Origin of the sequence: Mangrovibacter plantisponsor (assembly GCF_003182475.1) — a bacterium.
In the GTDB taxonomy this organism is placed as follows: Bacteria; Pseudomonadota; Gammaproteobacteria; order Enterobacterales; family Enterobacteriaceae; genus Mangrovibacter; species Mangrovibacter plantisponsor.
Genome location: NZ_QGTS01000016.1, coordinates 77,843 through 98,829 on the forward strand (window position 1 = coordinate 77,843; position 20,987 = coordinate 98,829).

Below are 20,987 nucleotides of genomic sequence, written 5' to 3' on the forward strand. Positions count from 1 at the left end.
AGTCCCCTTAAGACTGCAAGACGTCTGCCAGGCGTTCAAGACGACCACGGACGCTACCGTCAATGACCATATCGCCCGCACGAATGACAATACCTGCCATTACAGACTTATCAATTTTGCAATTCAGCTTCACTTTGCGAGACAGACGTTTTTCCATCGCGGCGCTAATTTTCGAAAGCTGTTCTTCGCTTAACGCGCTGGCTGAAGTCACATCAACTTCAACGGTGGCCTCGAGGGCTGCGCGCAACAGAACAAACTGCTCAAGAACATCAGGAAGAACCGACAGACGCCCATTTTCAGCCATAACCTTAATCAGGTTCTGGCCATGGGTATCTACCTGGTCACCACAAATAGCGATAAACGACGCAGCCAACGTTTCAGGTGCCAGTGCACCTGAAATCAGCTCAGCCACCTGTTCGTTCTTGGACACCTCTGCGGCAAACGCCAGCATTTCCTGCCAGCGATCCACATTCTGGTGTTCAACCGCAAAGTCAAAAGCTGCTTTGGCGTAGGGGCGAGCTACAGTAACAAATTCAGACATCAGCCCCTCCCTCCTTACAGTTCAGCGACCAGTTTATCAACGATGTCGCTGTTAGCAGCTTCATCCACGGAACGTTCAATAATCTTCTCGGCACCAACGATAGCCAGTTGAGCGACTTGCTTACGCAGTTCCTCGCGGGCACGTTTACGTTCAGCGTCGATTTCGGCCTGAGCCTGTGCCACGATTTTGTTACGTTCCTGTTCTGCTTCCGCTTTTGCTTCTTCCAGAATCTGAGAACGGCGCTTGTTCGCCTGCTCAACAATGACCTGAGCTTCAGCTTTCGCTTTTTTCAGCTGGTCGGTCGCGTTGGCCTGTGCAAGGTCAAGGTCCTTTTTAGCTCGTTCGGCTGAAGCAAGTCCGTCAGCAATTTCTTTTTGACGTTTTTCAATGGCAGCCATTAACGGCGGCCAGACATACTTCATGCAGAACAGAACAAACAGGACAAACGCGATGGCCTGGCCGAGGATTGTTGCGTTAAGATTCACAGCACAATGCCTCTTATCTAGTTAATGTTCTGATATTGCTTTAGTTTTAAAGCAATGCTCACTACGCGACGGCGAACATCACGTACAGACCCAGACCCACAGCGATCATCGGGATAGCATCCACAAGACCCATAACGATAAAGAACTGTGTACGCAGCAGAGGAATCAGATCAGGCTGGCGTGCAGCGCCTTCCAGAAATTTACCCCCGAGGATGCCGATACCGATCGCAGCACCGATTGCCGCCAGACCCATCATCACAGCGGCAGCCATGTACAGCAGATCCATATTCAGGTTTTCCATGACAGTCTCCAGTTTGTTTCAGTTAAAACGCAGTAGTAGTGTTAGTAAATTAATGTTCTTCAGATGCCATCGACAGATAGACAATCGTCAGAACCATGAAAATGAAGGCTTGCAGCGTAATGATCAGGATGTGGAAGATTGCCCACGGAACGTTAAGCAACCACTGTGACCACCACGGCAACAGACCAGCAATCAGAATGAAAATCAGCTCACCCGCATACATGTTACCGAACAGTCGCAAACCAAGAGAAACAGGTTTGGACAATAAACTGACCCCTTCCAGAATCAGGTTCACGGGAATAAACACCGGATGATTGAACGGCTGGAGCGTCAACTCTTTCGCGAAGCCACCAACGCCTTTCATTTTGATGCTGTAGAAAAGAATAAGAACGAAGACACCCAATGCCATGGACAAAGTGACGTTCACATCAGCAGACGGAACAACACGCAACGCTGGCAGACCAAATACATGCTCGCCAATAAATGGCAGCAAGTCGATTGGCAGCAAGTCCATCAGGTTCATCAGGAAGACCCAAACAAAAATCGTCAGGGCCAACGGTGCAATAACCTTGCTTTTGCCATGGTACATGTCTTTGACACTGCCATGAACAAAACCAACGATTAATTCAACCGCTGTCTGGAATTTGCCTGGCACGCCCGTCGTTGCACGTTTCGCAACACGGTGGAAAATAACCAGGAACAACAAACCCAGAACCACTGAGAAAAACATGGAGTCAATATTCAGCGTCCAGAATGTGGCCGGGGGGTTTTGCGGATCCACCATTGAGAATGTACGCAGGTCAATCTGTAAGTTATGCAGATGGTGACCTATGTATTCCTGCGGTGTAGAGATTTCTCCTGCAGACATGATGCCTCTTACCCTTTGTTGTTAATTACAGCTGGCGCCAGTATCTGTACAACCAGCACCAATAACCATGTCACTATAAGCGGCAGCCAAACCGCCTTAAATACGCCCAACGCCACAACCAGAATAGCAAACGTTGCCACTATTTTTACGCCTTCGCCAATTGCGAACGACCAGGCCATACGACCTTTAGTGAATGTTTGCGCCTGATGACGCCAGGCAAAAATCATAAAAAATACGTTAGGCAGCCAAACCGCCACACCTCCACCAAGAGCGGAAGCTCCCCATACGGGGTCTTTGAGGCAAAAAAGCAATCCACTTGCTATCAAAGCCAAAAATTGAACGAACAGAAGCTTAAGCGCTACGTTTCTACTCATGAGCGACACTGACATAACGTGAATAACTCCTGCTCCCTTTGAGGTATGTCGCGAGTCGTATAAAACTGTCTTTATGGCTCAGAGTCAAGTTCCAAAAAGCGAGCAAATTATACGGGGCGGACACGTGAATTCAAACAATAAGTAGCAAAAAGGTGAACAAATGTTTAAATAATTTTCTGTGCGCCTTTTTTCTAAAGTTTTGTTCAAACCTCAATCAGTTCACCAAAATTACCAATTAAGTGGTAACCATGTAGTTAAAAGCGTGCCACTGATCACAAATCCAACAATTTTCTGCTTATCAATTTAAGAATAAACTGGAAAACGAAAAACCTATCCTTATGAAAAATAAGTGCATTATTTAAATATTTTTAGAAAAAAGCCTAAAACACAATAAAAACCTTTTATTGACATTTAACTAAAAAATTTAACTTTTGCTCTTTTTCACCAGCGAGTATCTTTTGCCCGCTCATATTTTCCATGTTTACTATTTATAAAGTTAACAAAAAGAGTGACGTTAATTATCGGAAAATAACTGGTAAAAAACTTGTGACATGTAACCAACTATTACGCTGATTTAGCACGGCTTTTTTAACGATTAAGAAACAACTGTATTTCCACTTTTTTTGATAAATATTAATTTTTTTTTGGTCGAATAATCACCAGATGCCGTTCACCTTCCAGTTCAGGTACAGCCAGGTGAATGACTTTTTCCACCGCCAGTTCTGGTGGCAGGCAGTCTATCTCATCCTGCGGTAACACGCCTTTCAGGGCGTAGAACAAACCGTTCTCAGCAGGAAGGTGATGGCACCACGTCACCATGTCGGTCAGTGATGCGAAGGCGCGGCTAAGAACACCATCAAATGCCGGGTCCGCAGGAAAATCTTCTACCCGGCTTTGCACTGGTGTGATGTTCTCCAGTTTAAGCTCATGCTGAACCTGGCGCAGAAACCGCACGCGCTTACCCAGGCTGTCGAGCAGGGTAAAGTGTGAATCCGGGCAGACAATTGCCAGAGGTATACCAGGCAGCCCCGGGCCGGTTCCTACATCGATAAAACGCTGCCCTGACAGATGCGGTGCAACCACAATACTGTCCATGATATGGCGCACCAGCATTTCCTGTGGGTCGCGCACGGAAGTCAGGTTATATGCCTTATTCCATTTGTTGAGCAGTTCAACATAAGCCAGTAACTGGCTTTTCTGGTGAGAGGACAGCGTAATCCCCGCGTCATCCAACAGATGAGATAGTTTATTCAGCATATTGAGCACAAAGTTACCTATAAAAAAATGGCCAGGTTAACCCTGGCCAGACGGTTATCTGTATCTTATCAGCATCAGGCCGTGCGACGAAGCAGCCCTTGTTTTTTCAGCCATACCAACAAAATGGAAATGGCGGCAGGTGTAACACCTGAAATGCGGGAAGCCTGGCCAATGGATGACGGTTTATGGTCATTCAGTTTCGCAGTAACCTCATTGGACAAACCAGAAACCTGACGGTAATCCAGCGTGGCAGGAAGTACCGTATTCTCGTTGCGCAGTTGTTTTTCGATTTCATCCTGCTGACGGGCAATATAGCCTTCGTATTTAACCTGAATCTCAACTTGCTCAGCAGCCTGTTCGTTTGGCAGTGCCGGTGCAAACTGAGAAAGCGAGGTTAACTGCTGGTACGTCATTTCCGGGCGCCGCAGTAAATCTTCACCACTTGCTTCACGGGTTAATGGCGTTTTGAGCAGAGAATTCACCTCAGTTGCATGTTCAGATGCCGGGTGAACCCAGGTTTCTTTCAGGCGCTGGCGTTCACGCTCAATGTGTTCCAGTTTCTGGTTAAAGTGCGCCCAGCGCTCATCGTCCACCAGCCCAAGCTCGCGCCCAGCCTCGGTTAAACGTAAGTCTGCGTTATCTTCCCTCAACATCAGGCGGTATTCAGCCCGGGAAGTAAACATGCGGTAAGGCTCTTTGGTACCCAGCGTGCACAGATCATCAACCAGCACACCTAAATAGGCCTGATCGCGGCGTGGTGACCACCCTTCCTGGTCTGCGGAATAACGCCCGGCATTAAGCCCGGCCAGCAACCCCTGAGCTGCCGCTTCTTCGTAACCTGTTGTGCCGTTTATTTGCCCGGCAAAGAACAGACCATGGATATACTTGCTTTCCAGTGTAGGTTTGAGATCGCGCGGATCGAAGAAATCATACTCAATGGCATACCCGGGGCGAACGATCTTCGCATTCGCCATCCCGTCCATAGAGCGAACAATTTGCATCTGCACGTCAAACGGCAGGCTGGTGGATATCCCGTTAGGATAAATTTCGTTGCTGGTCAGCCCTTCCGGCTCCAGGAAGATCTGGTGCGCGTTGCGATCAGCAAAACGCATGACTTTGTCTTCAATCGATGGGCAATAACGTGGGCCAATGCCTTCAATGACGCCTGCGTACATTGGGCTGCGGTCCAGATTATTACGAATCACGTCGTGAGTGCGTTCGTTGGTATGCGTGATATAGCAAGGAACCTGCTGAGGGTGTTGGCTTGCTGAACCCAGGAAAGAGAACACTGGCATTGGGTTATCCCCATGCTGTTGAGCCAGCACAGAGAAATCGATAGTCCGGGCATCAATACGCGGCGGTGTTCCTGTTTTCAGGCGGCTGACGCGCAAAGGCAATTCACGCAGGCGGCGAGAAAGCGGTATGGACGGCGGATCGCCAGCACGACCACCACTGTAGTTGTCCAGACCAATATGGATTTTGCCGTCAAGGAATGTCCCGACAGTCAGCACTACTGCTTTTGCACGGAATTTCAGGCCCATTTGGGTAACAGCACCAACAACCTGGTCGTTTTCGACAATCAGATCTTCAACTGCCTGTTGGAAGATCATCAGGTTTGGCTGGTTTTCCAAAGCTGTGCGTACTGCCTGCCGGTAAAGAACACGGTCAGCCTGAGCACGGGTTGCTCTGACAGCGGGGCCTTTGCTGGCGTTTAGTATCCTAAACTGGATACCAGCCTGATCGATAGCTTTTGCCATCAGGCCACCAAGCGCATCCACTTCCTTAACCAAATGTCCTTTGCCAATACCGCCAATAGCCGGGTTACAGGACATCTGCCCCAGAGTGTCGATATTGTGTGTCAGTAAAAGGGTCTGTTGGCCCATTCGGGCTGCAGCCATTGCTGCTTCAGTCCCTGCGTGACCCCCGCCAATGATTATGACGTCAAAAGGATCTGGATAAAACATGGTTACTAAGCCTCGTTGTTGCGAATTTGCGAAAGAGGATTTATTGCCCCGGGCCGGGGATTCTACTCAACTTTAGTCGATTGAGAAAGCACCAGGATCGAAGGTATTAAAAAGAAGATCTTTATATAGAGATCTGTTTTATTATGATCTCTTATTATGATCGCATCATGCTGTGGATAAGTGATTTTTCACCTTTCAATACAGGTGATTAGGCCAGATCATTTGCTGTGAATGATCGGTGATCCCATACCGTATAAGCTGGGATCAGTTTAGCGACTTACTCACACCCCAAAAAACGCATGATCGTTGTACATTGGATAACTACTGGTTGATCCAAGCTTTTGCGCAGAGTTATCCACAACCAACTGCGCGATCTTTACACTATTGGGAGTAAATTTTTCCAGGAAAGCAGCCATTCTTCTGCCGGATCTTCCGGAATTTCATGATCAAGAATGTTTATTTTTAGTGGTTCGCCAAGAGTACGGGCACCACAAGCCTGTAACAGGCTGCTTAGTTTGTCTATTGCTTCGCAGAATGTGTCGTACTCACGGCTGCCAATACCTATTGCACCGAATTGTATGCCGCTTAAATCAGGCTTACCTGCTTCAATGGCATCAAATAGAGGCTGAAGGTTATCGGGTAGATCACCTGCTCCATGAGTTGATGTTACGACCAGCCAGTAACCAGATTGATTGAGTGCTTCCAGTTCCGGACCATGAAGTGTCTGAGTGGTAAACCCGTCTGCATCCAGCAATGAAGCCAGATGTTCTGCGACATATTCAGCACTTCCCAGCGTACTGCCTGTTATCAACGTTATTTCTGCCATGGTTCCTGCCTTCAACAAACCGTGGCGTATTGTACGCTGTGAATCGCATGGGATCTACCTGTGGATAATATGGGTATTTGTTTGTATGAATTATGGAGTGATCGTCCGCATGATGGGATTCTGTAAGGAGATCAGCGTTTCCGTAGACTGTATCTCATCAATGGTCTGAATTTTGTTGATAAGTACTTGCTGTAGTGCATCAATAGATTTGCACATCACTTTAATGAAGATACTGTAATGCCCTGTGGTGTAATAGGCTTCTGTCACCTCTTCAAGGCTTTCCAGCCGGGCCAGCGCGGAAGGGTAATCTTTGGCGCTCTTTAAAATAATGCCAATAAAGCAGCACACGTCGTAACCCAGCTGTTTTGGGCTGATATCAACCCGGGTTCCGGTGATGATCCCGGCTTGCTTCATTTTTTCAACCCGTACATGAATTGTCCCTGCGCTTACGCCAAATTGTTTGGCCAGCTCGGCATAAGCCGTACGGGCGTTAGCCATTAAGGCCTTGAGGATGTCGCGATCCAGATTATCGAGAGAGTAATTTTCCATGAGCAATTCCAGCCGGGATAAGCTTTATTGATGTTAGCTACAGGCATAATAAAGAAAGTGAGGGTGTTCGGGTATGCCTGTGCTATCAGAAATGGCGTTTGAACTGGCGGGCCAGACGAGTGCCTGGGCCGGTATCAAACCGCCAGATATGGTCGAAAATACGCATGATGCCGGGTTTACCATGAGGTGACATTGCGACGGCATGGAAACAGTGGTGGTGCTGGTTTTGCAACAGTCTGACTTTGTTTATCACTTCTTCCGGCAGGCGCTGAGCAATAAAATCCGAGATGATCACTGCATCGGCATCAGCCCAGTGCGCCGTTTGCATATGTTTCACTACTTCTTCAAAGCACCCGGCAAGATCAGTACCTCCACGGAACCGCTGGCTGAGAAAACGTATTGCCTGCTGCAGGCCATCTTCTGCGGTGAGTTCATAACTGACAATTTCACTGGAAAATAGCATGATGTAGCATCGGCGGTCTTCTCTTAGCGCAATGCGCATCAACGCAAGGCAGAATGCTTTCGCGCATTGCTCATTAAACCCGCCCATAGAGCCTGAGGTATCGACACAGGCAATAAATGGCCCTTTGGGTTGCTCATCCATTTCTTGTTGGTGTGAAGGGCGCTGGACGATTTTTTCCCGCCATGCATCGCCCTGAAGGCGGTAGGTCATCAATTGCTTTTCAAGCAACCTGCGGTAAAACTCATATTCCAGTTCGGTTATCCCCAGTGCTGCCAGTTCCGGCGGCAGTAACCGCAGAATATCATCGCTCTGATGAAGTCCTTCTATTTGTTCTGGTACGGTGGCCGGTTCACGTACCATAACCCGGGTCATCTCTGGTGGTGCATTTTCTTTAGGGACACTTTTTGCGGCGTTTGCCCGGCCAAGCTGTTCCGCCAGGCGCATTAATTCAGGCTGGGTATTTAAGAACTCACTGTACTGAATCAGCTGGTTGATATTCTCTGTGGCAAGATTACTGGTGCTCATATCCCATAAACGGCCTGATGTACGGTCATTATCGCTGAGTAAAGGATCCAGTTGCCGGGTGAGTTGCAGGCGTTTAAGCAACTCTGCCATCAGGCGTTCCTGCTCTTCCGCCAGTAATTGGTGGTTAAGTGTTGTTGCCTGCATGATCAGGCTGACACGCCAGCGTTGTAAAAAGAGGGTATGCAATGCTGGTGTGACAGGCGGAGCTTCTGCCAGAAGACTCACACCCTGAGCGGAAAATGATGAATCCAGTTCTGTAAGTTGCCGGGCGATGTCGTGGCATTGTTGGCTGAATTGCGCCGTGGAGAGTGGCTGAACTGCCCTGAATAGCATCACTTCTTGTTCGAGTTGCTTTGGCAATAATGTACTGTTTAACCTTGACTTAAGTTCATCCTTCCAGCGGGGAAGATCGTTTTTTACTGCTTTTTTTAAGTGCGGGTATTTTTCAAAAAACGCAAGTAACTGTGGTGCCGCCAGAAGCGTCACTATCAGTTCTTCCACCAGCCCGGTTTCACTAATGGCCAGCATGGTATCCAGTGCGGAAAGCGTCAGCATTGGCGAGCCTGTTTTATTTGCGCGCCTACATCCTGCAGGCTGGCCTCGATTTGCCCCAACCAGTCACTTTCAATGAACAGGCATTTTTGTTGCTCATTAAACAGCGCATGCTGCTTACGCCAACGGGTTTCGAGGTCATCCAGTTGTTGCCTGATATCGTCGGGAAGACCTTGTTGTGGTTTCCCGGGGAGAGCCAACGTGGTGCCCTGCATGCTGACATCACGAATAACCAGGTGTTGTTTATTATCGACCTCAAGCTGCAAAGGTTGAGCAAAACCTATTCCATTCAGCTTGCCACGAATTTCACCGCCTTTCTGTAGCCACTGATCCATTGCCATACGGTCCAGTGTGATATGAATGACGTTCATATCATGCAGCCTGAGTGATTTTTGGAGCACCAGTGTCAGCGTTGTTGCTTCCAGCCCCTCGGGAAGTGAATAACTTTGGCGCCGTCCAAAAAATGTATTTTGTTGTTTTATCAGGGTCAGCGCATTGTATTCACTTTGTTTTTGTTGCTGTGCCAGCCGCTGTTGCTGGATAGCACTGAGTTCGTTCAGCAATGTGTTTTGTTGCCATGCTGACCCGGTCATCAAAAGCGTAATTTGCTGTTGGACCATTTTGAGACTGTCCATATCGTGCCACAGGCAATCTTTAAGCAGGATAAGGTCGATAGGGGCCAACTGTTCCCGCCCACTAAAGAAGGCACAGGCTTGCAATAAACGTAAGGCTTTTTTCCAGCGACGGTCTGAAATATAAGGGGACTCAGGCTGTTGTTCGAGCTGCTGGCGAAGCTGAAACAGCAACTCGAAAACGTTGTCCGGCAGGGTGACTTTGGTAATCGCTTTTTGCCATTCGGCAAACTCTTCGTCTGAGACTTGCAGGCCTTCTGCTACCGGGTTTTCATGCTCATCCTGATGACTTATCAGCATGGAACGGAAGTTGTTTTTTTCCTGTACCTTATCGAGCCACAGGCGAATAAGCATACGGTCGTACAGTGCTTCCAGGCTGTTATCCGCTTCAGGGAGTTCGTTAGAGGCAGTAACCAGAAGACGCATAGGTATGGCGGCTTCACTGGCACCATTACGAAACCGCCGTTCGTTAATCGCTGTGAGTAATGTATTCAGTATCGCCGGACCTGCTTTCCAAATTTCATCCAGAAACACAATCTCTGCATCGGGCAGATACCCTTGAGTAAGACGTTCATAGCGCCCTTCATCTTTCAATGCCTGGATTGATAACGGGCCAAAAACTTCTTCCGGGGTAGAAAAACGGGTCATCAGGTATTCAAAAGCGCGGGCATGGCGGAATGCGAACTTCAGGCGGCGTGCTATCAGGCTTTTGGCAATACCCGGTGGGCCTAACAGAAAAACACTTTCACCACTGAGTGCTGCGAGCAGGCACAACCTGATGGCATGCTGACGTTCATATAAGCCTTTTTCCAGTGCCTGGCTTAGGCGCGAAATTCTTTCTGCCAGTAAATGTGCTTGAGCCATAATTTATCTGTTTCTCACCCGATTAATGCGATGTATCGGAAGTATATACGCTTCGCTCTGTATGCTGCAGTATTGCCAGGTTTTCGTTGTGTTATTCGTGATAAACGTTTTTTCACTAAGACAAGGCAGAGACTGCGTGGTTTTTCATCATGGTTGTTACGTCCGGCCCGGGTTATTCACTACATCATTCAGACCTTACTGAGATGATGTGGCCTATAGCTGTTTCTTATAGATACTAAAATAAGCCTGGAATCAGTGTATAAGTTATTTGCGCTAAATTAACTGGATACGATTTAGGGGTACGATTTTTTTCACAATCGTGCATACTGAGCGCTTTTTGTGGGCCAAGGGACTAAGCGCACGAGTTAAATCTAAACGAAAAGATTAGTCTATGAGCACTGAAAATAAGCAGGCTTTGCCAGCGGTCACACTGGCGGCTATCGGGGTGGTTTACGGCGATATAGGTACCAGTCCGCTTTATACGCTGCGTGAATGTCTCTCCGGTCAGTTCGGTTTTGGCGTTGAATATGGCGCGGTATTGGGTTTTTTATCACTGATTTTTTGGTTACTGGTTTTTGTTGTTTCCATTAAGTATCTGACTTTTGTTATGCGTGCCGATAACGCAGGCGAAGGGGGGATACTGACATTAATGTCGCTTGCCGGGCGCAATACTACGGCTAAAATGACGTCAGTTCTGGTTATTATGGGGCTGATTGGCGGCAGTTTTTTCTATGGGGAAGTCGTTATCACCCCGGCAATTTCGGTTATGTCCGCCATTGAAGGTCTGGAAATTGCGGCTCCGTCACTGGATGCCTATATCGTTCCACTTTCTATTATTGTCCTGACACTACTGTTCATGATTCAAAAGCATGGGACAGGAATGGTTGGCAAACTTTTTGCGCCAATTATGCTGGCCTGGTTTGCCGTACTTGCCGTGTTAGGTGCCAGAAGTATTATGGCTAATCCGGAAGTTCTTAATGCAATTAATCCCATTTGGGCTGTGCGTTTCTTTATTGAGCATAAAGAAGTGTCGTTCCTGGCGTTGGGTGCGGTTGTGCTTTCTATTACCGGTGTTGAAGCGTTGTATGCCGACATGGGGCATTTTGGCAAACTGCCGATTCGTATAGCCTGGTTTGCGGTGGTGCTACCGTCTTTGATATTGAACTACTTTGGTCAGGGGGCTTTATTACTGAAAAACCCTGAAACCATCAAGAACCCCTTCTTCTTGTTAGCGCCTGACTGGGCACTGATTCCGTTGTTAATTCTGGCAACGCTGGCAACAGTTATCGCCTCCCAGGCTGTTATTTCCGGGGTTTTTTCATTAACCCGGCAGGCTGTGCGCCTGGGTTACCTGTCGCCCATGAAGATTATTCATACCTCAGAGCGAGAGTCCGGGCAGATTTATATCCCGGTTATTAACTGGATGCTCTATTTCGCAGTTGTGCTGGTGATTATTGGGTTTGAACACTCCAGTAACCTGGCGGCTGCTTATGGGATAGCTGTTACCGGGACAATGGTGCTGACTTCCATACTTGCCTGTACCGTGGCGCGCAAAAACTGGCACTGGAACAAAGTTGTGGTGGGTATCATTTTGGTGACACTACTGTGTATCGACATTCCTTTATTCTCCGCTAACTTGCAGAAGGTGTTGTCTGGTGGTTGGTTGCCGCTAACCCTTGGCTTGCTGATGTTTATTGTTATGACAACCTGGAAAAGCGAGCGTTTTCGCCTGCTGCGCCGGATGCATGAACATGGCAACTCTCTGGAAGCTATGATTGCCTCCCTGGAGAAATCGCCGCCGGTGCGAGTTCCGGGTACTGCGGTATATATGTCTCGGGCACTTAATGTGATTCCATTCGCTCTGCTGCATAACCTTAAACACAATAAGGTACTGCATGAACGCGTGATTTTACTTACCCTGCGTACTGAAGATGCACCCTATGTTCACAATGTGCGTCGTGTCTCCATTGAACAGCTTTCCCCCACGTTTTGGCGGGTGGTTGCCAGTTATGGGTGGCGTGAAACGCCAAATGTTGAAGAAGTATTCCACCGTTGCGGCCTGGAAGGATTAACCTGCCGAATGATGGAAACCTCTTTCTTTATGTCGCATGAGTCTTTGATTATTGGCGGAAAAAGGCCGTGGTATCTGCGGTTGCGTGGCAAGTTGTTTATTTTGTTGCAGCGTAATGCCTTGCGGGCACCAGACCAATTTGAAATTCCTCCTAACCGAGTTATCGAACTGGGTACTCAGGTCGAAATCTAACGCGCCTATTCTGATGCTGGCAAGGACGCCAGTGTTTGCCTTCCTTTCCCTGTCACTTGCTTCATTTTGCTCCGTAGTCAAAACCAGCGAAACGTTTCGATAGCGATCACATTTCTTTAACTCATCTGTTGTTGAACCCACTTTCAGGACGCTAAACTCTTTTCAGCGAAACGTTTCGCTGATGGAGTGTAAAGATGAAAAAAGGCACTGTACTGAACGCTGACATTTCTTCTGTTATTTCCCGTCTGGGGCATACAGATACTATCGCCATTGGTGATGCCGGGCTTCCAGTTCCAGCATCAACCCAACGTATTGATCTGGCATTGACTCATGGTGTGCCTGGCTTTTTGCAAGTTTTTGGCGTGGTAATACAAGAAATGCAGGTTGAGGCAGTGACTCTGGCTGAAGAAATTAAGCAGCACAATCCCACTCTTCATGAAACGTTGCTTGAGCAAATCAGGCAGCTGCAGCAACACCAGGGGAATCAAATAGAAGTGACCTATGTCCTTCATGAAAAATTTAAAAAACAAACCGCAGATTGTAAGGCGGTCATTCGCAGCGGGGAGTGTTCCCCGTATGCGAATATTATTCTTCACGCAGGCGTGACCTTTTAGGGGTTTCTATGGACGCGTTACTGCAACTCAAAGGGATCGATAAAGCGTTCCCGGGCGTAAAAGCCTTATCAGGTGCTTCATTAAATGTCTGGCCGGGCCGGGTTATGGCGCTGGTGGGCGAAAATGGTGCGGGTAAATCCACCATGATGAAAGTGCTTACAGGTATCTATTCCCGTGATGCCGGAGAACTTCTTTGGCTGGGAAAAGAGACAACATTCAGCGGGCCTAAAGCTTCCCAGGAAGCGGGTATTGGCATTATTCACCAGGAACTTAACCTTATCCCGCAACTGACTGTAGCTGAGAATATTTTTCTTGGCCGCGAGTTTGTTAACCGGGTTGGGCGTATTGACTGGAAACGTATGTATCGCGAAGCCGATGCACTGCTTAAGCACCTGAATTTACGTTTTACCAGTGACTACCTGGTGGGTGACTTATCTATCGGCGACCAGCAAATGGTTGAAATCGCCAAGGTGCTGAGTTTTGAATCCCGCGTCATCATTATGGATGAACCAACGGATGCCCTGACTGATACCGAAACTGAGTCGTTGTTCCATGTCATTCGTGAGCTGAAAGCTCAGGGGCGTGGCATTGTTTATATTTCGCATCGTATGAAAGAGATCTTTGAAATTTGCGACGATGTGACCGTGTTTCGTGACGGGCAATTTATTGCCGAACGTGAAGTCAGCTCGCTTACAGAAGACAGCCTGATAGAAATGATGGTTGGTCGTAAACTCGAAGAGCAGTATCCGCATATTGATAACCTGCCTGGCGATATTCGCCTGAAAGTGGATAACCTGTGCGGGCCAGGTGTGCATGACATTAGTTTTACGTTACGTAAAGGCGAAATCCTGGGCGTTTCAGGGCTGATGGGCGCTGGGCGAACCGAGCTTATGAAAGTGCTATATGGTGCGCTGCAGCGTACCAGTGGTTATGTCACGCTTGATGGGCATGAGGTTGTTACTCACTCTCCACAAGATGGCCTGGCGAACGGCATCGTTTATATCTCGGAAGACCGAAAAAAAGACGGCCTGGTGCTGGGGATGTCCGTTAAAGAGAATATGTCTTTGACTGCCCTGCGCTACTTCAGCCATGGCGGTGGCAGCCTGAAACATAAAGATGAACAACAGGCCGTCAGTGATTTTATCCGCCTGTTTAATATCAAAACCCCCTCTATGAACCAGGTTATTGGTTTCTTATCCGGGGGGAATCAGCAAAAAGTGGCGATTGCCCGCGGCCTGATGACCCGTCCTAAAGTCCTTATCCTTGATGAACCGACTCGTGGTGTGGATGTCGGGGCAAAAAAAGAGATCTATCAGCTTATTAACCAGTTTAAGGCAGAAGGGCTGAGCATCATTCTGGTCTCATCTGAAATGCCTGAAGTGCTTGGTATGAGTGATCGCATTATGGTGATGCATGAAGGGCATCATGGTGGTGAATTTACACGCGAGCAGGCCACTCAGGAAGTCCTGATGGCAGCCGCCGTTGGCAAGCTTACCCGTGTGTAACAGGAGCAAAAAATGAGTACCCAGTCTATTCCATCCCGTCGCTGGTTCAGTAAAGCCTGGCTGATGGAGCAAAAATCGTTGATTGCGCTCCTGGTGTTGATTGCCATTGTATCTACAATGAGCCCTAATTTTTTCACAGTAAACAACCTGTTTAATATTCTCCAGCAAACCTCCGTGAACGCCATTATGGCCGTCGGGATGACGCTGGTTATCCTCACTTCTGGCATTGATTTGTCCGTTGGTTCATTACTGGCGCTAACGGGCGCTGTGGCAGCATCCATTGTGGGGATTGAAGTCAATTCACTGGTTGCCATCGCTGCTGCTCTGGCACTGGGTGCGGCTATTGGTGGCGTTACCGGGGTGATTGTTGCGAAAGGGCGGGTGCAGGCGTTTATTGCCACACTGGTCATGATGCTGTTACTGCGCGGGGTGACCATGGTGTACACCAACGGTAGCCCGGTTAACACGGGGTTTTCCGATAACGCAGACTTGTTTGGCTGGTTTGGTATTGGTCGCCCACTGGGTATCCCAACACCAGTATGGATTATGGCAATCGTGTTCGCTGCTGCATGGTATATGTTGCACCATACGCGCCTGGGCCGTTACATCTATGCGCTGGGTGGTAATGAAGCCGCAACCCGTCTGTCCGGGATTAGTGTTGATAAAGTAAAGATTATTGTCTATTCCCTGTGTGGCCTGCTGGCTTCTCTGGCTGGCATTATTGAGGTCGCGCGTCTTTCTTCTGCTCAACCTACTGCCGGGACGGGGTATGAATTAGATGCGATTGCCGCTGTGGTGCTCGGTGGAACCAGCCTTGCTGGCGGGAAAGGGCGCATTATGGGAACGCTTATCGGTGCGCTGATTTTGGGCTTCCTGAATAATGGTTTGAATTTATTAGGTGTTTCTTCCTATTACCAGATGATCGTCAAAGCGGTTGTAATTTTGTTGGCGGTGCTGGTGGACAACAAAAAGCAGTAATTCATTACTCTACAGGACATCTTGATATGAATATGAAAAAACTGGCAACCCTCGTTTCTGCTGTTGCTTTGAGCGCGACAGTGAGTGCAAATGCCATGGCAAAAGATACCATCGCACTGGTTATTTCTACTCTGAATAACCCCTTCTTTGTTTCCCTGAAAGACGGTGCTCAAAAAGAGGCGAATAAACTGGGTTATAACCTGGTGATTCTGGATTCTCAAAACAACCCGGCGAAAGAGTTAGCTAACGTACAGGATCTGACAGTCCGTGGCACTAAACTGATGCTGATTAACCCAACTGATTCCGATGCTGTGGGCAACGCAGTTAAAATGGCTAATCAGGCTAAAATCCCGGTTATCACACTTGATCGTGTGGCAAACCAGGGCACTGTTGTCAGCCACATCGCTTCTGATAACGTTGCTGGTGGGAAAATGGCGGGTGACTTTATTGCGAAAAAACTTGGCGATAACGCCAAAGTTATTGAGTTACAGGGGATTGCCGGGACTTCTGCTGCGCGTGAACGCGGCGAAGGTTTTGCCCAGGCAGTTGCTGCCCATAAATTTAATGTTCTTGCCAGCCAGCCTGCAGACTTCGACCGGACAAAAGGCCTGAACGTTATGCAAAACCTGCTGACTGCGCATCCTGATGTGCAGGCCGTGTTTGCGCAGAATGATGAAATGGCATTGGGTGCGTTACGTGCTTTGCAAACCGCCGGGAAATCAGGCGTATTAGTTGTTGGCTTTGATGGCACAGATGACGGTATCAAAGCGGTTGAAAGTGGAAAAATGGGTGCCACAGTTGCCCAGCAGCCTGAGCAAATTGGCGTTATCGGCGTTGAAACGGCAGATAAAGTGCTTAAAGGCGAAAAAGTTGAAGCAAAAATCCCGGTGGATTTGAAACTGGTTACCAAATAATTCGACATTAAGAAAAGCATGGCAGCGCCACCAGTTATGGTGGCGCACTAAAAAGGACATCCTGATAATGAAGACCACTGAGAAGCTTGTTGTTCTGGGGAGTATCAATGCGGACCATATTCTTAACCTTGCACAATTTCCGACTCCGGGGGAAACGGTAACAGGTCAGCATTATCAGGTTGCCTTTGGTGGCAAAGGTGCCAACCAGGCTGTTGCAGCCGGCCGTAGTGGCGCAAATATCTCTTTTATCGCTTGTGTTGGGAGCGATGATATTGGCCAGCAAGTACGTCGGCAGTTAGCCAGCGACAACATTGATGTCTCGCCTGTCGATTCTGTTGATGGGGAATCAACCGGGGTAGCGCTTATTTTCGTTAACCAGGAAGGCGAGAACGTTATTGGTATTCATGCGGGCGCCAATAGCGCACTAACGCCTGAGCGGGTAGAAAAGCACAGTACACTGATTGCCAGTGCATCAGCATTATTGATGCAACTGGAGTCCCCAGTGGAAAGCGTACTTGCTGCGGCCCGTATTGCTCATCAGAACGATACCACTGTTATTCTCAACCCAGCTCCAGCCTGCCCACTTTCCGATGAATTACTGGCTCTGGTCGATATCATTACCCCTAATGAAACGGAAGCAGAGAAATTAACCGGTATTCGCGTTGAAACAGAAGCTGATGCCGCCAAAGCCGCACAAAAATTACATGAGAAAGGTATTGGTATTGTCATGATAACCATGGGAAGCCGTGGTGTGTGGGTAAGTGACGGAAGTATTAATGAGCGTATTGCCGGGTTCAAAGTTAAAGCAGTGGATACGATTGCCGCTGGTGATACGTTTAATGGCGCGCTGGTTACTGCACTGATTGAAGGGAAACCGTTGCGGGACGCCATTCGTTTTGGCCATGCCGCTGCTGCCATTGCGGTAACCCGCAAAGGGGCTCAGCCATCTGTACCATGGCGTGAAGAGATTGACCGTTTTCTTTCTGAGCAAGGATAGTTTTTGTGGCGACAATGAAAGATGTGGCGCGGCTGGCGGGGGTTTCCACATCAACGGTTTCTCATGTCATCAATAATGACCGCTATGTCAGTGACCCGGTACGTGAAAAGGTCGAGTCGGCTGTTAAACAGCTTAACTACGCGCCTTCGGCACTAGCCAGAAGCCTGAAGTTGAACCAGACCCGTACTATTGGAATGCTGATTACCGCCAGTACCAACCCATTTTATTCGGAACTGGTTCGTGGTGTGGAACGGAGTTGTTTCGAACGGGGCTACAGCCTGGTGCTGTGTAATACCGAAGGTGATGAACAGCGTATGAACCGCAATCTGGAAACATTGCTGCAAAAGCGTGTTGATGGGCTGCTGTTATTGTGTACGGAGACTCATCAGCCTTCTCCCGCCATTATTGCGCGTTACCCGGCAATTCCTATTGTGATGATGGACTGGGAGCCATTTAGTGGCCCCAGTGATCTGATTCAGGATAACTCATTACTGGGAGGCGACATGGCCACTCAGTACCTTATTGACAAAGGCTACCAGCGTATCGCTTGTATTACAGGTCCATTAGATAAAACACCTTCCCGCCTCCGTCTTGACGGTTACCGTGCTGCCATGTCCCGTGCTGGGTTAACTATCCCTGAAGGGTATGAAATTACCGGTAATTTTGAGTTTTCGGGGGGGTACCAGGCCATGCAGTCATTACTTGCGTTACCTGAGCGGCCTGACGCTGTTTTTGCCGGTAATGATGCGATGGCTGTTGGCGCATATCAGGCTCTGTATCAGGCTGGAGTATCTGTGCCTCAGGATATGGCTGTTATTGGCTATGATGACATTGAACTGGCACAGTATATGACACCGCCACTCACCACTATTCATCAACCAAAAGATGAATTGGGTGAGTTGGCAATTGATGTGCTTATTCATCGTATGGCTGAACCAGCACAGCAGCAGCAGCGTTTACAGCTTACGCCAGAACTCATCATCAGAGGTTCCGCCTAGTCATGCATTTTTCTGGCAATTAAATTTCTCCCGTCTTTCTTCTTCAACATTAAAAAGACGGCGCCAGACAGCATCGTGATTAATCCCATCGTAATAAACGTATGGTGGAATTGCGCAACAGTATCAAGATGCGGAAATCCGGCATAGAACCGTAAAATTACAGCACTTACTGCCACACCAAGGCTTATGGATAATTGTTGTGTAACGGCCAGAACACTGTTCCCGCTACTGGCATTTTCATCAGACAGGTCGGCAAGTGTAATGGTGTTCATGGATGTAAACTGTGTGGACATTGCCATGCCTAAAATGAACAGCGGTAAAATCAGTTCCCACAGTGGCATGCCGGGGGATTGCAGGGCGAACTGAGCAATCATCAGACCAATAAAAGCGGTAATTCCCACCAGCGTGGTGCGGTAGCCGAATTTCCTTAGCACTTGTGTCACTGTCGATTTTGCCAGAATCGACCCAACAGCTGTTGGTGCCATCATGCAACCTGCTATAAACGCCGGGAAACCAAAACCCACCTGAAGCATTAACGGCATCAGGAAAGGAATGCACCCTGTACCAAGGCGGGAGGCTATATTGCCTAAAATACCTACCGAGAATGTGCGTGTTTTGAATAGAGGTAGGGCAATCAGTGGAGCCGGATGGTTATGAGCATGAGCCACATACCCCAGCAGCAAGGCGATTCCTCCCAGCGTAATACTTCCAGCCAGCCAGGGCTCAACAATCTTTTCACCAAATAACTCAACACCACTGGAGATAAGAACCAGACTCAGGCCAAATAACAAAAATCCTGGTAGATCAAAATGCCTTGGGGGTGTCGTGAAATTGGGCATGTACTTTCTGGCATAAAGCAGCCCCATAATTCCTATCGGAATATTAATGAGAAATATCCAGTGCCAGCTCGCCCATGTAACAAGAACTCCTCCCAGTAAAGGCCCTAAAATCGGGCCCACCAGGCCGGGCATAGTGACAAAGTTTAAAACCGGAAGCAGTTCACTGCGTGGGTAAGCACGCAATAGTGCAAGCCTGGCCACGGGCATCATCATTGCCCCACCAACCCCTTGAATGACACGGAAGATGACCAGTTGGCCCAGAGACCCGGATAGCGCACATGCCAGAGAGCCTAGTGTAAACAAGGTGACAGCAATCATGAAAACCCGGCGTGTACCGAATCTGTCTGCCAGCCACCCGCTAACAGGAATCAACATGGCGACAGTCAGCGTGTAACTGATAATCGCCGATTGCATTGCCAGGGGAGAACGATTCAGGCTGTGAGCAATAGCCGGAAGCGCTGTGTTTAAGATAGTTGCGTCAAGCGCCTGCATAAAGAAAGCCATCGCGGCTATCCATGGCAGGCCAGACATGCTTCGGGCTTTATGGAGCATACCAATCCTGTTTGTACGCCTGGTGTGTGGTTATTTATCTTCAGCCAGCAATGCCTGGCAGGCAATGAACGCCTGTTGGCTGTCGCCTTTTATGATTGCATCGACAATAGCCTGATGGCTGTCGAGCTTGATAACTTCATTGTTAGCAATAGAAGAAAAATAGTTGTAATAAACAGACCTGAACAGGTTCGCAAAAGAAGAAAGAAATGGATTTCCGCTCATGATGTAAATTTGTTCGTGGTAAGTAGTATCTATATCTACCCATATTTCGCGATCATATTTAGTTCGTAGTGCTTTCATATCTTCCATTGTTGATGCCAGGCGGGCTTTTTGCTCACCGCTACCATTACTTGCCGCCAGCGCACAGGCCTGGGGTTCAAGGCTATTACGCATTATCAGGAAGTAATTAACTATTTCACTGAAGTTATCCTGGGTCATCCACCAGGTGAGTAATTCTTTATCGAGGAAGTTCCAGTTGCTGCGGGGCATAACTCGCGTACCAATGCGTGGTCTGGGAAGCACCATCCCTTTTGCCGCCAGGGTTTTTACAGCTTCACGCACCGCCGTTCGGCTGACGCTGTACAGTTCACCTAACTCCATTTCGCCAGGTAAAATAGACCCAGACTCATACTCACCAGTCAGTATTTTGCGGGCTAATTTCTCGGCCAGTACCCAGGAAAGGTTCTTTTGGGCCGCCAGTTGTTGTGCATTCAGTGACATGCGGGGTAATCCTCAGGCGTTTTGACTGCTTTAGTATGCCACTCGCGACTCTTTCATGGTGTTTAATTCAGCAAATAACAGCATATTTGTTGAATTTACCATCGGTATGGTGAAAAAAAATGCGGTTAGTAAATTTTTTTAAATTTTTACTTGCCTGTCTGAGAAGAGTCCCTATAATGCGCCTCCACTGACACGGCGCAACGGCAAACAAACCGGCCTGTCAGGCAAAGTTAAGTGAAAATAAATGCTTGACTCTGCAGCGGGAAAGCGTAATATACGCAGCCCGCGCCACCCGGAAATACGGTGGCAACGCTCTTTAACAATTTATCAGACAATCTGTGTGGGCACTCATAAGCACTGATATCTTAACGTCGAAAGACGCTAAAAATTATCAAGTCTTAAAGAG

The 20,987-nt window shown here is 48.2% G+C and carries 20 protein-coding genes; 7 read left to right on the forward strand and 13 right to left on the reverse strand.

The features are described from left to right. Positions 1-7: 7 nt before the first annotated feature. From atpH to ravA, 11 genes are all read right to left on the reverse strand, one after another. Positions 8-541, reverse strand: a complete 534-nt coding sequence (gene atpH / locus DES37_RS21275; RefSeq protein ID WP_036114007.1) for a F0F1 ATP synthase subunit delta — start codon at positions 539-541, stop codon at positions 8-10. Positions 542-555: 14 nt separating this feature from the next. Further along, positions 556-1,026 carry a F0F1 ATP synthase subunit B gene (atpF, locus tag DES37_RS21280; RefSeq protein WP_036114010.1) on the reverse strand — a complete coding sequence of 157 codons (471 nt, stop codon included), beginning with the start codon at positions 1,024-1,026 and terminating at the stop codon, positions 556-558. Positions 1,027-1,087: 61 nt separating this feature from the next. Further along, positions 1,088-1,327 carry a F0F1 ATP synthase subunit C gene (gene atpE / locus DES37_RS21285; RefSeq protein WP_000429386.1) on the reverse strand — a complete coding sequence of 80 codons (240 nt, stop codon included), beginning with the start codon at positions 1,325-1,327 and terminating at the stop codon, positions 1,088-1,090. Positions 1,328-1,376: 49 nt separating this feature from the next. Continuing rightward, on the reverse strand, positions 1,377-2,195 hold the full coding sequence (gene atpB, locus DES37_RS21290) for a F0F1 ATP synthase subunit A (RefSeq protein WP_036114019.1): 819 nt from the start codon (positions 2,193-2,195) through the stop codon (positions 1,377-1,379). A gap of 8 nt (positions 2,196-2,203) precedes the next feature. Further along, complete coding sequence (gene atpI / locus DES37_RS21295; protein ID WP_036114022.1) at positions 2,204-2,584, reverse strand: F0F1 ATP synthase subunit I; 381 nt, start codon at positions 2,582-2,584, stop codon at positions 2,204-2,206. A gap of 618 nt (positions 2,585-3,202) precedes the next feature. Next, positions 3,203-3,826, reverse strand: coding sequence for a 16S rRNA (guanine(527)-N(7))-methyltransferase RsmG (rsmG, locus tag DES37_RS21300; RefSeq protein WP_110027825.1), 624 nt, complete (start codon positions 3,824-3,826; stop codon positions 3,203-3,205). A 74-nt stretch (positions 3,827-3,900) separates the two neighbouring features. Next, positions 3,901-5,790, reverse strand: a complete 1,890-nt coding sequence (gene mnmG, locus DES37_RS21305; protein ID WP_110027805.1) for a tRNA uridine-5-carboxymethylaminomethyl(34) synthesis enzyme MnmG — start codon at positions 5,788-5,790, stop codon at positions 3,901-3,903. A gap of 376 nt (positions 5,791-6,166) precedes the next feature. Beyond that, positions 6,167-6,616 (reverse strand): FMN-binding protein MioC, encoded by a 450-nt coding sequence (gene mioC, locus DES37_RS21310; protein ID WP_110027807.1) that lies wholly within the window; start codon positions 6,614-6,616, stop codon positions 6,167-6,169. A gap of 90 nt (positions 6,617-6,706) precedes the next feature. Further along, positions 6,707-7,165: a transcriptional regulator AsnC gene (gene asnC, locus DES37_RS21315; protein ID WP_036114033.1), complete on the reverse strand. Its 459-nt coding sequence runs from the start codon at positions 7,163-7,165 to the stop codon at positions 6,707-6,709. A gap of 85 nt (positions 7,166-7,250) precedes the next feature. Beyond that, positions 7,251-8,708, reverse strand: coding sequence for an ATPase RavA stimulator ViaA (viaA, locus tag DES37_RS21320; RefSeq protein ID WP_110027808.1), 1,458 nt, complete (start codon positions 8,706-8,708; stop codon positions 7,251-7,253). After that, on the reverse strand, positions 8,702-10,201 hold the full coding sequence (gene ravA / locus DES37_RS21325) for an ATPase RavA (protein ID WP_110027810.1): 1,500 nt from the start codon (positions 10,199-10,201) through the stop codon (positions 8,702-8,704). Before ravA ends, viaA begins: the two co-directional genes overlap by 7 nt. Positions 10,202-10,592: 391 nt before the next feature. Between ravA and kup the strand changes: the two genes are divergently transcribed. The 7 genes from kup (at position 10,593) to rbsR (ending at position 18,470) form a co-directional block, all read left to right on the forward strand. Continuing rightward, complete coding sequence (kup, locus tag DES37_RS21330; protein WP_036114041.1) at positions 10,593-12,464, forward strand: low affinity potassium transporter Kup; 1,872 nt, start codon at positions 10,593-10,595, stop codon at positions 12,462-12,464. Between the two features lie 194 nt (positions 12,465-12,658). Continuing rightward, complete coding sequence (rbsD, locus tag DES37_RS21335) at positions 12,659-13,078, forward strand: D-ribose pyranase (RefSeq protein ID WP_110027812.1); 420 nt, start codon at positions 12,659-12,661, stop codon at positions 13,076-13,078. A gap of 8 nt (positions 13,079-13,086) precedes the next feature. Beyond that, positions 13,087-14,583, forward strand: a complete 1,497-nt coding sequence (rbsA, locus tag DES37_RS21340; RefSeq protein ID WP_110027813.1) for a ribose ABC transporter ATP-binding protein RbsA — start codon at positions 13,087-13,089, stop codon at positions 14,581-14,583. A 12-nt stretch (positions 14,584-14,595) separates the two neighbouring features. Beyond that, positions 14,596-15,561: a ribose ABC transporter permease gene (gene rbsC / locus DES37_RS21345; protein ID WP_036114049.1), complete on the forward strand. Its 966-nt coding sequence runs from the start codon at positions 14,596-14,598 to the stop codon at positions 15,559-15,561. 26 nt (positions 15,562-15,587) lie between these two features. Then, positions 15,588-16,475: a ribose ABC transporter substrate-binding protein RbsB gene (gene rbsB, locus DES37_RS21350; RefSeq protein ID WP_110027815.1), complete on the forward strand. Its 888-nt coding sequence runs from the start codon at positions 15,588-15,590 to the stop codon at positions 16,473-16,475. A gap of 67 nt (positions 16,476-16,542) precedes the next feature. Then, complete coding sequence (gene rbsK / locus DES37_RS21355; RefSeq protein ID WP_036114055.1) at positions 16,543-17,472, forward strand: ribokinase; 930 nt, start codon at positions 16,543-16,545, stop codon at positions 17,470-17,472. A 14-nt stretch (positions 17,473-17,486) separates the two neighbouring features. After that, on the forward strand, positions 17,487-18,470 hold the full coding sequence (gene rbsR, locus DES37_RS21360; RefSeq protein ID WP_170123805.1) for a ribose operon transcriptional repressor RbsR: 984 nt from the start codon (positions 17,487-17,489) through the stop codon (positions 18,468-18,470). Here rbsR and mdtD read toward each other — a convergent pair. Together mdtD and DES37_RS21370 are read right to left on the reverse strand one after the other, a co-directional pair. Then, entirely contained in the window at positions 18,467-19,861 is a 1,395-nt protein-coding gene (mdtD, locus tag DES37_RS21365; protein WP_110027818.1) for a multidrug transporter subunit MdtD, read from the reverse strand. The genes rbsR and mdtD overlap by 4 nt on opposite strands. 30 nt (positions 19,862-19,891) lie before the next feature. After that, positions 19,892-20,581: a FadR/GntR family transcriptional regulator gene (locus tag DES37_RS21370; protein ID WP_110027820.1), complete on the reverse strand. Its 690-nt coding sequence runs from the start codon at positions 20,579-20,581 to the stop codon at positions 19,892-19,894. Between the last annotated feature and the right edge of the window lie 406 nt (positions 20,582-20,987).